The organism is Dermacoccus sp. Ellin185 (assembly GCF_000152185.1).
GTDB classification, from domain to species: domain Bacteria; phylum Actinomycetota; class Actinomycetes; order Actinomycetales; family Dermatophilaceae; genus Dermacoccus; species Dermacoccus nishinomiyaensis.
In genome coordinates this window covers 33,750-45,292 of sequence record NZ_AEIQ01000077.1, presented here as the reverse complement: position 1 = coordinate 45,292, position 11,543 = coordinate 33,750, and the positions used below count along the sequence as shown (strand labels likewise).

11 protein-coding genes are annotated in these 11,543 nt (G+C 69.9%); 3 read left to right on the top strand and 8 right to left on the bottom strand.

What is annotated here, in order from left to right; genetic code table 11:
- The first annotated feature begins 131 nt into the window (after positions 1 to 131).
- Positions 132 to 2,465, top strand: a complete 2,334-nt coding sequence (locus HMPREF0321_RS08075) for a bifunctional UDP-sugar hydrolase/5'-nucleotidase (RefSeq protein WP_006945668.1) — start codon at positions 132 to 134, stop codon at positions 2,463 to 2,465.
- On the opposite strand, the gene HMPREF0321_RS14890 is transcribed toward HMPREF0321_RS08075, so the two are convergent.
- Positions 2,456 to 3,520, bottom strand: a complete 1,065-nt coding sequence (locus tag HMPREF0321_RS14890) for a hypothetical protein (RefSeq protein ID WP_006945718.1) — start codon at positions 3,518 to 3,520, stop codon at positions 2,456 to 2,458. The genes HMPREF0321_RS08075 and HMPREF0321_RS14890 overlap by 10 nt on opposite strands.
- 310 nt (positions 3,521 to 3,830) lie before the next feature.
- Here HMPREF0321_RS14890 and HMPREF0321_RS08065 point away from each other — a divergent pair, with 310 nt between their 5' ends.
- Positions 3,831 to 4,559, top strand: a complete 729-nt coding sequence (locus tag HMPREF0321_RS08065) for a response regulator transcription factor (protein ID WP_006945717.1) — start codon at positions 3,831 to 3,833, stop codon at positions 4,557 to 4,559.
- Positions 4,556 to 6,082 carry a HAMP domain-containing sensor histidine kinase gene (locus HMPREF0321_RS08060; protein ID WP_006945710.1) on the top strand — a complete coding sequence of 509 codons (1,527 nt, stop codon included), beginning with the start codon at positions 4,556 to 4,558 and terminating at the stop codon, positions 6,080 to 6,082. The genes HMPREF0321_RS08065 and HMPREF0321_RS08060 overlap by 4 nt, the downstream gene beginning before the upstream one ends.
- Positions 6,083 to 6,145: 63 nt before the next feature.
- Here the strand turns inward: HMPREF0321_RS08060 and crcB are convergent, their stop codons facing one another.
- The 7 genes from crcB to HMPREF0321_RS08025 all read right to left on the bottom strand — a co-directional run bounded on the left by crcB (position 6,146) and on the right by HMPREF0321_RS08025 (position 11,442).
- Positions 6,146 to 6,496 carry a fluoride efflux transporter CrcB gene (crcB, locus tag HMPREF0321_RS08055; RefSeq protein WP_006945705.1) on the bottom strand — a complete coding sequence of 117 codons (351 nt, stop codon included), beginning with the start codon at positions 6,494 to 6,496 and terminating at the stop codon, positions 6,146 to 6,148.
- A complete protein-coding gene (locus HMPREF0321_RS08050) occupies positions 6,493 to 6,879 on the bottom strand; it encodes a CrcB family protein (protein WP_254653980.1) in 387 nt (128 codons plus the stop codon). The genes crcB and HMPREF0321_RS08050 overlap by 4 nt, the downstream gene beginning before the upstream one ends.
- Before the next feature lie 112 nt (positions 6,880 to 6,991).
- Positions 6,992 to 9,031 carry a PhoX family phosphatase gene (locus tag HMPREF0321_RS08045; RefSeq protein ID WP_006945732.1) on the bottom strand — a complete coding sequence of 680 codons (2,040 nt, stop codon included), beginning with the start codon at positions 9,029 to 9,031 and terminating at the stop codon, positions 6,992 to 6,994.
- Positions 9,032 to 9,187: 156 nt separating this feature from the next.
- Positions 9,188 to 9,802, bottom strand: a complete 615-nt coding sequence (locus HMPREF0321_RS08040) for a methylated-DNA--[protein]-cysteine S-methyltransferase (protein WP_006945660.1) — start codon at positions 9,800 to 9,802, stop codon at positions 9,188 to 9,190.
- The gene (locus tag HMPREF0321_RS08035; RefSeq protein WP_038566850.1) at positions 9,802 to 10,389 is read right to left on the bottom strand and encodes an RNA polymerase sigma factor; all 588 of its coding nucleotides are present in this window, start codon (positions 10,387 to 10,389) and stop codon (positions 9,802 to 9,804) included. The genes HMPREF0321_RS08040 and HMPREF0321_RS08035 overlap by 1 nt, the downstream gene beginning before the upstream one ends.
- An 85-nt stretch (positions 10,390 to 10,474) precedes the next feature.
- A complete protein-coding gene (locus HMPREF0321_RS08030) occupies positions 10,475 to 11,050 on the bottom strand; it encodes a methylated-DNA--[protein]-cysteine S-methyltransferase (RefSeq protein ID WP_006945687.1) in 576 nt (191 codons plus the stop codon).
- Positions 11,047 to 11,442, bottom strand: coding sequence for a MazG nucleotide pyrophosphohydrolase domain-containing protein (locus tag HMPREF0321_RS08025; RefSeq protein ID WP_006945720.1), 396 nt, complete (start codon positions 11,440 to 11,442; stop codon positions 11,047 to 11,049). Before HMPREF0321_RS08025 ends, HMPREF0321_RS08030 begins: the two co-directional genes overlap by 4 nt.
- Between the last annotated feature and the right edge of the window lie 101 nt (positions 11,443 to 11,543).

The following is an 11,543-nucleotide window of genomic DNA, read 5'->3' as shown; positions in this document are numbered from 1 at the left end:
ACATCACGCGCAGGGGGCGCTGGGGGCACCCAGGGGGCGGCCAGCCTGCGCACAATGAGGCGCTGTCCTTCCCCGCGGCGACGTGCCCCAGGCCGAGCGTCCGCCGAACACTTCGAACCTCGAGGAACCTCATGACCAACCGCATCGCGCGCACCTGTGCCCTCTCCGGTGTGCTCGCACTCGCCTTCGCCGGTGCCCTGACGCCTGCCGCGAACGCCGCCACCGTCGTTCCCGCGCTCGACGCCGACCTCACGCCCGTCACGCTGCTCGGCACCAACGATTTCCACGGCCACTTCACGAAGGACTTCGCCTGCACCGTCGCCTCGGCCGAGCAGGAGTTCCCGGGTTCGGCGTTCATCTCGGCCGGTGACAACGTCGGCGGTTCGCCGTTCGAGTCGGCCTCGCAGGACGACAACCCGTCGATCGACTACCTCAACGCCCTGAAGCTGCAGGTCTCCTCCGTCGGCAACCACGAGTTCGACAAGGGCTTCGACGACCTGACCGGTCACGTCCAGTCGCGCGCGCAGTGGACCTACCTCGGTGCCAACGTCTACGAGAAGGGCACGACGACGCCCGCGCTGCCCGAGTACAAGGTGCTCGACGTCAACGGCGTCAAGGTCGCCGTCGTCGGTGCCGTCACGACGGACACGAAGAACATGGTCGGCGCCGACGGCATCGCGAGCATCGACTTCGGTGACCCCGTGGCCGCCGTCAACCGTGTCGCGGCGAAGCTGAAGGACGGCGACCCGTCGAACGGTGAGGCCGACGTCGTCGTCGCCGAGTACCACGAGGGTGCGCCGGAGGGCGGCAGCGCGACGCTGGAGCAGATGGAATCCGCGAGCCCCGTCTTCAAGAACATCGTGACGAAGACGAGCGCGAACGTCTCTGCGATCTTCACCGGCCATACCCACCAGCTGTACGACTGGGACGCTCCCATGCCTGACGGCGACGGCACGCGCCCGATCATCCAGACCGACTTCTACGCGCACAACCTGGGCATCCTCAACCTCGGCTACGACAAGGCCTCGGGGAAGGTGAAGCAGTACTCCGTCGTCAACCGCAAGGTCACGGCGCCGACGGACGCCTGCGCGTCGCTGCCCGCCTACACCGCTGCCGCCTCCATCGTCGACTCGGCGAACGCCCGCGCCGCGCAGATCGGTCAGCAGGTCATCGCACAGGCCACGGGCCCGATCACCTCGGCGCTCAAGCCCGACGGCTCGCGCGACGACCGTCTCGCCGAGTCGAACCTGTCGAACGCCATCGCGCAGAGCTACGTCGACTCCCTCAACGCGCCCGGTCGCCCGGGCAGCGTCGAGATCGGCATCATGAACCCCGGCGGCGTGCGCGCCGACCTCGTCCCCGACGCCGCGGGCAACCTGACGTTCGCGCAGGCCGCGGCCGTCATGCCGTTCAACAACACGGTCGCGACGCGTGAGATCTCGGGCGCGACGTTCGTCAAGCTCCTCGAGCAGCAGTGGCAGCCCGACGGCGCCTCCCGCCCGTTCCTCAAGATGGGCCTGTCGAGCAACGTCACGTACACGTTCGACGAGACCAAGCCCGCGGGCTCGCGCATCACCAGCGTCATGGTGGGCGGCAAGCCCATCGACCCGGCGGCGAAGTACACCGTCGCGTCCAACTCCTTCCTCATGGCCGGCGGAGACAACTTCACCGCCCTCAACGAGGGGGGCCCGATCTCCGACTCCGGTCTCATCGACCAGGGCCTGTTCGTCGAGTGGCTCAAGGCGCACAGCCCGGTGAAGCCGTCGTACGCCAAGCAGTCGCTGTCGATCCACGGGCAGCCGACGAACGTCAAGGCCGGGGAGAAGGTCGAGTTCACCGCCTCCGGCTTCGACATGACGAGCAAGAACTCGCCGACGAACACCTCGGTCGAGGTCTCGATCGGTGGCCACGTGGTCGGAACGTTCCCGATCAGCGCGACGAGCGCCGCCACCCCGCCCTACCCGGCCAACCACGGTGAGGCCACGATCTCGTTCACCGCCCCGAGCGACCTCGCCGCCGGCGACGCCGTGATCACGCTGAGGGCCAAGGAATCCGGCACGACGGGCAGCTTCCCCGTGACGCTCGAGGCCGGCGCCACGACGACCCCAACGCCGACGACCGAGCCGACCACGCCGACGACGGAACCGACGACGCCGACGACGGAACCGACGACGCCGACGACCGAGCCCACGACGCCGCCGGCCGGTTCGACGACGCCGACGACGGAACCGACGACGCCGACGACCGAGCCCACGACGCCGACGGCCGGTTCGACGAGCTCCACCACCGGCGCGACGGAGACCGGTTCCGCTTCTGACAGCGCGTCCCCGACCACGACGACGGGGCCGAAGGTCGACACCGATGGCGTGAGCAACGAGCGCGCCGTCACAGGCCTCGCGGGCCTGGCTGTCGTCGTGGTAGCTGCCGGTGCGGGCATCGCGATGCGGCTGCGCCGTCAGAGCTGATCGTCGACAGCAGGGGGCTCATCGGCCCCCTCACGCGCAGCGCCGTCGTCCCTCACGCTGGGGCGGCGGCGCTTCGCCGTGAGCGCGCCGCGCCACATCTGGTGCTCGATCGCGGCGGGCGTGATGCCCAACTGGACGGCCGCGGAGACGATGACGGCGTGGAGCTCGTCGGCGGTGAAGGTGTGGCCGGTGGCGCGGCGCGCGAAGGATCGGGTGAGGGGGCACAGCATGACGTCGTCGCACCCTGCGGCGAGCAGCAGATGACGCCACGTCGAGCCGGACGACTGGCCGGGCAGCACGCACCAGGCCCGTCGGAGGTCGTCGTCGTGGGCGGCCGCCACCAGGTCGGCGCATGACTCGATACCTCGGCCCGCGAGGAGCGCCGCCGCCTGACGGATGACGGCGCTCTTGTGGGGTGCGTCCACACTGGCGCGGGTGCGGTGGCCGGTGCCGATCTCCTCCCGCCACGTCGTCTCGCCCATGAGATCGAACGCGTGCAGCAGCTCCGACGCGGTGCCCGCCCCGAACGCGGCCTCGTGGCGGGCGACGACGGCGTCGACGGTGCTCGTCATGACGCGGGGCGTCATCACCGCATCGATGACGGCGCTGCTCAGGCCCTGACGCACCGGCACGGCGCGCCATGCAGACGGAGTGCCGCGCTCGAGCACGACGGCGACTGCGAGGGTCGCCGCGCACGACTCGAGATCGTCCCCTGGAACGAGACCGTCCTCGAGAGCTGGCTCGTTCTCCGGAGCAGGCGCGTCTTCGGGAGCGGCCGACTCACCGGCCGTCGGGTCAGCAGGGGACGGCTGGCTGGCCGACGGCGCCTCGTCCGACCCGAGGCCGGTTTCCGCCGGGCCGCCCGCGTCGGGATCGTCCGCCCCGGGGCCGGTCGCACCGAAATCGCCCGGCAGCCGATCGTCATGCGGCACGACACTGTCATGTGTCAGGAGGCCGGGGCTCATCCACGCGCCGACGAGCGTCGGTGCGGCGTCGTCGGGGGTGTCAGGCGCGGGGGTGTCGAACACGGGGCTGGGTGCCAGATCGTCGCTCATGGCTCGAGCGTGGCGGGCGGGCCATGAGCGGCGCCAACGTCAGCACGGCCACCCTGTGGATCAGCCTGCTCTGGCAGCGGAAAGAGCGCTCCAGCCGTCCGGCCTGTGGACGATGCGCCCGCGGTGGGAAGAAAGCGGCGGTGAAGGTCAAGACCTCCACCGCCGCTGGGGTGCCCAGGACGCATCACACCAGGGGGGAACGGAAGCACCTTCCTGGGCACGGAGATGAAACTATCGCCCCTTCCTCAGAATTCCCTCTCATGGAACTGTGGTCTGTTTCGCGCGTCTCGGCGGCTTCTATCGTGGGAGCATGAACACCCGCGAGGCATCCTTTCGTCACGTCACCGGACGTGCGGCGCGCGTCCTCATCGTCGACGACGAGGAGGGCCTGCTCGCGTCGCTGTCGGCGGCGTTCACGTTCCAGGGCTGGCAGGTGCTGACGGCGACGACCGGCTCGCAGGCCGTCGCCCTCGCGCGGCGCGAGAGCCCGGACGTCGTCGTCCTCGACATCGGGCTGCCGGACACGGACGGTTTCGACGTCCTCGCCCGCATCCGCTCGATCTTGCCCGAGGCGGGAGTCATCTTCCTCACGGCGCGGGATGCGTTGGAGGACAGGGTGAGTGGCATCCGGCAGGGCGCTGACGACTACCTGACGAAGCCGTTCAGCCTCGAGGAGGTCATCGTCCGCGCCGAGGCGCTCATGCGCCGCAGCGGCATGGTCGCGCAGGGGCAGGGCGAGCATCTCGTCGTCGACGACCTCGTCATCAACACCCTGACGTACGAGGTGTCGCGCGCCGGCGAACCGATCCGTCTGACCGCCACCGAGTTCGCGCTCGCGCGGCACCTGGCGCAGAACGCGCGTCGCGTGTGCTCGAAGCAGGAGTTGCTCGCCGCGGTGTGGGGAGAGGATTTCCAGGGCGGTGAGCACGTCGTCGAGCTCTACATCAGCTACCTGCGCAAGAAGATCGACGGGTCGCATCCGGCGCTCATCCACACGGTGCGGGGCCTCGGATACACCATGCGACCCGCCGCGGGATGAACCTCGCACGGCTGCGGCCACGCAAGCTGAGCACCCGCGTCGCAGTGCTCGTCATGACGCTGACGATGGTGCTCGCCGCCATCGGCTGCATCGCCTCGTTCCTGCTGTCACGCGCCGTCATCCACGCGAGCATCGACGACACCCTGCACGTTGCGGTCAACCACGAGCACACGTCGGCGCAGGAGCTGGCGGAAGAACTACCGTCCGGGGCGATCGTCATGGTGCGACGTGGCGACCGGCTCGACGTGCGCGCCAACGGCCCCGACCGCGTGGTGGCGGCGGAGGACGCCACCGCGCTGCGAACCGAGCTCGATCGCCCGGACGGCCTGCGCGACGTCAAGCTGCCCGAACGCGACGACATGCGCGTCGCCACGCTGAGGCAGCCCGGCACCGAGGTGCTCGCTGCCGTCAGCATGGAACCTGCGGAGCGCGACCTCACCCGCCTCGCCGCGTGGCAACTGGCACTGTGGGTGCCCGCGGGCATCGTGGCGAGCGCCGTCGGCGTGTGGCTGACGCGACGTCAGGTGCGGCCCCTGCAGGCCGTCACGCGCACCGCGCGCAGTATCGCCGAGACACCCGCGGAATCGGTGGAGGACGCCGTCAGCCGCCGTGTGCCCGAACCGCGACGAGCCGCCGACGAGGTGGGGGTGCTCACGCACGCCATCAACGATCTGCTGCGTCAGGTCGAGGCGGCCCTCGCGCGCCGCGACGAGAGCGAGGCCGCCCTGCGCACCATGCTGGCCGACGTCAGCCATGAACTGCGCACGCCGCTGGCCGTCGTGCGATCGCATGCCGAGCTGTCCGCGTCGATGCTCGCGCGCGCCGTGGAGGCCGAGCGATCCGAGGCGGCGGGCGACTCTGCCGGCGGGGGCCTCCCGGGCGTTGAGGGCCAGGATGGCGGCGCTGACCACGGACGTAGGGCGGCGAGTGACGTCCGAGCGCTCGAGCTCGAGCTGGCGCCATCGCTGCGTCGCATCGAACGCGAGAGCATCCGCATGGCTCGCCTCGTCGAGGATCTGTTGCTCCTCGCCCACCTCGACGCCGGCCAACGCGCGGCACAGGAAAGCGTCGACGTCACGTTCCTCGCGTTGGAGGCGTTGTCCGACGCGAAACTGATGGCGCCGCAGCACCTGTGGGCGTTCGACGCGCCGGACGAGGTGTGCGAGATCGTGGGCGACGAGAACGGGGTGCGCCGCGTCATCGTCAATCTGGTGACGAACGCGCGACGCCACACGCCCGCCGGTACGCGCGTGCAGCTCAGCGTGCGCGACGCCGGCGACAGCGTCGTCGTCGAGGTGGCCGACGACGGGCCGGGGCTGCCCGCGTCCGTCGCCGCCGAACCAGGGCGACGTTTCAAGGGGGCGTCGCGTTCGGACACCGATCGTCGCGGTGGGCTGGGCCTCGCCATCACGATGGCACTCGCGGAGTCGATGGAGGCGAGCATCCACTTCGACTCCAGCACTGCCGGCACGACGGCGATCGTGACGTTGCCGCGCCGCCCCGCAGCGCTCGGGGCTGAGTGAGCTTCGGTTCCAGCCGGTCGCGGTGTCGGATGCGCGGCTCGGCAGCCGGCCCGAGCCCGGCCGTCAGGCGATGCGGTGGGCCAACAGGATGACGGCGACGCAGACGACGACGCTGCCCACCGCATACGCGAGAGCTGTGGCCGCGCGCCGTGCGCGCAGCAGGGTGAGCGTTTCGACGCTCGCGGTGGAGAACGTCGTGAAGCCGCCGCAGACGCCCGTGACGACGAGGGCGCTCAACCATCCTGGGCGAGGATGCGCGGTGAGGACGCCGAGCACGAACGAGCCGAGGAGGTTGACGGCGAACGTCGAGTGGGGCCACGTGCGTGGGCCGCGGGCCTTCATCTCTCCGTCGAGGACGAAGCGCAGGACGGCTCCGACAGCGCCGCCGAGGGCGATGAGCGGCCACGTCATCATGCGCTGCTCCGAGGTGCCCAACGGGCGGTGACGACGGCCCCCGCCGCCGCGGCTACGAGTCCGAGCGCGACCTCCGCGACGGCGAGGCCCACTCCCGACCCAGCGGAGCGTTCGGCGACCTCTCGCGCGAACGTGCTGTACGTCGTGAAGGCCCCGCAGAACCCGGTGCCGAGCAGCAGACGCCAGGCCGGGCGGTCGCCTGCGCGGGTGAAGAACTCGAGCAGCCCGCCGAGGACGAACGCGCCGACGAGGTTGACCGTCAGCGTCGCCCACGGCGCATGCATCGCGGCCGCAACACCGGCGCGGGCCACCGCCCCCGCTGCGCCGCCCAGGGCGACGAGAGCGACCATCGAGATGCGACGATGCAAGGCGGGCGAACTCACGGCCCGAGCCTAGGCCATGACGCATGACGCCGGCGGCTCACCCGATGCGCGGGTGAGCCGCCGGCGCCTGCTCGTCTGACCTCACGCCTCACGCTCGGTCAGACGAGCATCGTCATTTCGCGTAGGAGACGATGACCGACGGGCGGGGGAAGGCGTCCGTGTGCGGCCACGTGCTCGTCGGCTTCTCGAACGTCGCGTCGTCGGTCTCGCCCGGGTGCTGCACGGCCGTGAAGACGGAAAGCTGGTCCGGGCTGACGAGCGGCCCGCAGGTCTCGGCGCCGAAGGGCACCGTGAGGAACTGCTGGACGCGGCCGCGCTCCGGCCCGTTCGTCGGGACACGGAAGAGCCCGTCGTTGGAACCGAGCTGGTTGCCGTCGGTGGAGATCCACAGGTTGCCGACGGCGTCGAAGGCGACGTTGTCGGGGCAGCTGATCGGGCTGACGTGCTCCTTCGGGAAGCCGGCGAAGTACGTCTCCTGCGCGGCCGGGTCACCGCAGATGAGCATGAGATCCCAGGTGAAGTCGGTCGAGGTCTCGTACCCCTTGCCGCAGGAGCGGCCACGGCCCTCCGTGATCTCGAGGATGTATCCGTTGCGGTTGCCGGACGTGGCCGTGAGCGGCTCGCCCAGCTTCTTGCGTGTCATCGACGAGGCCAGGGGATTGGCCTCGTCCGTGGTGAACTTCTTGCCGCGGTCGGAGTTGTTCGTCAGCGCGCAGTAGATCTTGCCGTTGACGGGGTTCGGCTCGATGTCCTCGGGGCGGTCCATGCGCGTCGGACCGACCTTGTCGGCCGCCAGGCGCGTGTGGACGAGCACCTCCGCGACGCTCATGCCCGGAACGTACGACTTCTTCTCGCTCGTGAGCGGGATCCACGTGCCCGTGCCGTCGTGGACGCCGTCGGCGTCGCCGTCACCGGTGAACTTCGCGACGTAGAGCGTGCCGGCGGACAGCAGTGTCTTGTTGTGGCGGCGTGCGGCGGGCGAGGCACTGCGCTGGTAGCGGTCACGTGAGACGAACTTGTAGATGTACTCGCCCTTCTCGTCGTCCCCGGTGTAGGCGACGACGCGGCCGTCACGTGCGATCGTGACGTTGCAGCCTTCGTGCTTCACGCGGCCGAGCATCGTGTGCTTGACGGGCGGGGCGGACGGGTCGAGCGGGTCGAGCTCGACGATCCAACCGAAGCGGTTGGCCTCGTTCGGGGTCTTCGTCAGGTCGAAGCGCTCGTCGACGTCCTTCCACCCCTTGCCCTGGCCGGTGATGCCGTACCGCTTGTAGGCATCGGCCTGCTTGGGGTCGAGCGCGCCGGAGGCGTCGAAGTAACCGTGGAAGTTCTCCTCGCCGTGCAGCGTCGTGCCCCACGGTGTGGTGCCGCCGGAGCAGTTGGCGAAGGTGCCGAGGATCGTCGTGCCCTTGGGGTCAGCCTTGGTGCGCAGCAGCTCGTGACCAGCGGCGGGGCCGTCGACGCGCAGCGGCGTGCTGGCCGTGATGCGGCGGTTGTAGCGCGAGCAGCGCGGGTCGCTGGCCTTCCATGACCCCTTGGCCCGGCCCTTCTCGATGGCGACGACCGCCAGACCGTGCGCGGCCATCTCGATCTTCTTCTTGAGCAGCTCGTCCGTCCCGGTCGGGAACATCAGTTCCGGGTCGGTGTACTCGTGGTTGACGCTCAGCAGGGCGCGGCGACCGTCGAGCGGGATGATGCCGACATAGTCGTTGTTGTAACCGAACTGCTGCGCCTGTGCCTCGGGCGTCTGGTGGTGGACGTCGAAACGCGGTGCGCGCTTGGTGACGGGGTCGCCCCAACGGATGATCACGTCTTGCGTGAACCCTTCGGCGTTGACGACGTCATCCTTGCGGTTCGGCGCGACGGAGGTGAAGGAGGCGCGCCCGACATTGCGCTCGGGTCGCGGGTGGTGGCCGTGCGCAGTGTCCGCCGCAGCAGCCTGCGCGCCGAAACCGGTGAGCACCATGGCGCCCGCGGAGCCCGTGAGCATCGCGCGACGGGCGATGGCACGCTGAGCGAGAGTCTGGAATTCCTCGTTGCCCGAGGTGTTCGGCGTAGGCGCGTCGCACTGGTTGGCGCAGCGGTACTCGCACGTCTTCGCGCTGCGCGAACCGTGGCGGGTATTGATGAGGGGGAGCAGCTTGGGGCTCATGGGGTCTCCTCGCCGGGGCGGAAAGTCGGGAGCTGATCAGGGCGGACGGTGGGGGCGCCCACGCGGGTCGATCCTTGGGCGTCGAGGCAGACACGAGACGTCGCGCAGATGTCGTCGGCGTAAACCCTGAGAGCCGGCTGCATGACTTAGGTGGGCCTAAGGCGCGGCGGCGGACTCGAGCTCGAGCAACCGCTGCTTCGCCTCGACGCCGCCTAGGTAGTTGCCGAGGGAGCCGTCGCTACGCACGACCCGGTGACAGGGGAGGACGATGGGTAGCGGATTGCTCGCGCAGGCACTGCCGACGGCGCGAACCGCGCGGGGGCGTCCCGTCGAGGAGGCGAGATCGGCGTAGCTGATGGTGCGGCCGTAGGGAATCGTGGGCAGGCTCGACTGCACCTCCCGTCGGAAGGGGGCAGTGGACAACGACAGGTCGGGCGTCACGCTGAACTCCACGCGCACCCCGGTGAAGTACAGGTCGAGCTGGCGGCGCAGGGTGTCGGCGGGCTGGGCCGAGCGCAGCGTGCGGCGTCCGAGACGTTCACCGAGGTCGTCGAGCACGGCGTCGAAGCCCTCCGACTCGAACGCGATGCGGACGACGGCGTCGTCGCGGAAGGCGAGCAGGAGCCGGCCGAGCAGCGTCTCGTGCGTCGTCCACACGACGTCGACGTCCCGCGGACGCACATGTTCGAGCAGCCGACTCGTCAGCGCCTCGGTCGATGACGCGTCGGTGAAGGCGTCGATGGTCGTGGTGAACACGTCGTCGCTGGTCATCAGGTGTCCTCTCGGGTCGGGATGAGTCGATGACGCAGCGCGGCGATGGCGTCGGCTCCGCAACGTCGGGCAGCCGCCGTCGAGCAGCCGAGCTTGTCGGCGATCTCCGGGTAGGTCCACTGCCCCACGTAGCGGTGCACGACGACGAACTGTTGCCGTTCGCTCAGAGCGCCCACGTGGCTCCACAACTCGCCGTCCCAGGCCTCGACATCGGCGCCCGGGTGGACGTCGTCGACGAACAGGCGTTGAAGCGCCTGCCCGGCGTCGTCGTCCTTGGCGGCTCCGGCGCCGAGGCGCCGCGATCGAGTCGAGTCGTGGGCCGCCTCGACATCGCGGACGAGCTCGGGGTGTGGTGCGGCGCGGCGATTCCGTCGCACGATGTCGACGCTCTTGTGCCGCGCCACGCGCACGAGCCATGCCTCGACGTCTTCGATGTCGTCGAACGGGTAGCCCCGCAGCGCCGCGAGAAACGTCTCGGACCAGGCGTCCTCCGCGTCCGCACCGGGCCCGAGGGTCGCGGCGCACACGCGCAGAACCGTCGGCCCATGGCGTTCCACGATCTCGTGGAAGAGCGGTTGCTGTGTCATCACTCAGGAGTCGTCCGAGAACGACGAAGTGTGAGGTCGGCGAGAGAACTTTTTTCGCAACCGAGCCGAGCGGCGCGAGAACCGTTCAGAACAAACGGGATTCACGGGTCGTCTCGCTCTCCTCGTGGGCGAGGAGCCAGCGTTTGCGATCCAGGCCGCCGGCGAAGCCGACGAGGGAACCGCCCGAGCCGACGACGCGGTGGCACGGCACGATGACGCTGATCGGGTTGTGACCGACGGCCTGCCCGACGCCCTGTGCCTGGCCAGGGGTGGCGACTCCGTCGGGTGAGAGCGACGCCGACAGCTCGCCATACGTCGTCGTCTCGCCGGGAGGGATCTGCAGCAACAGCTCCCAGACGCTGCGTTGGAACGGGGTGCCGAGCGTAGCGAGCGGAAGGTCGAAATCGGTCCGCTCCCCAGCGAACCAGGCGGTGAGTTGCTGCGCGACGGCGTCGAGGAGGGCATCGTCACGCTGCTCCACTCGCGCCCCGAACCACGCCGCGTCCGGCTGATGCGCCTGGCCGTCGAAGTAGGCGCCGAGCACTCCGTCATCGCTCACGGCGACGAGCATGTCGCCCAGCGGCGTCGCGAGGCGGGTTGACCGACGATTCTGCGCGCTCGCGCCGTCACCGCGCAGCAGGGGAGGGCTCGCGACGGTCATGACGGCGCCTGCGGGTCATCGTCGGACGGCTCGGGCCACCGATGGGCGAGTGGCTCGGGGGCCAGACCTGCGGCTCGATCGGTGTGGAACTTCTCCCACGGCAACCACTTCGTCGTCAGCGCTGATTCGATGTCGATACCCGCGCTCCGCGCGAAGACCAGGATCATGGCGAACGCGTCGGCGACTTCACCCTCGAGGTCCTGGCGCAGCTCGTCGTCGCTCTTGCCCCGGTTTCGACCCTGCCCGCTCGATGCGAGATAGGCCTGCGTGAGCTCCCCGACCTCCTCGGTGAGCTCGAGCAGGACCCACTCCGGCGTGCGCTCCACAGCGAAGTACTCGCCGTACGCAGCCGAGATGCCCTCGATGCGTCCACTCCACTCGTTCAGCTCCATGGTCGAAGCCAACCACGCGGCGCCGACAAGCCATCGAACGTGGCCACCCAACCGGCCCGCAGGAACGCTCCCCGCACCCTGCCGTTGGTCTGCCCGAGAGA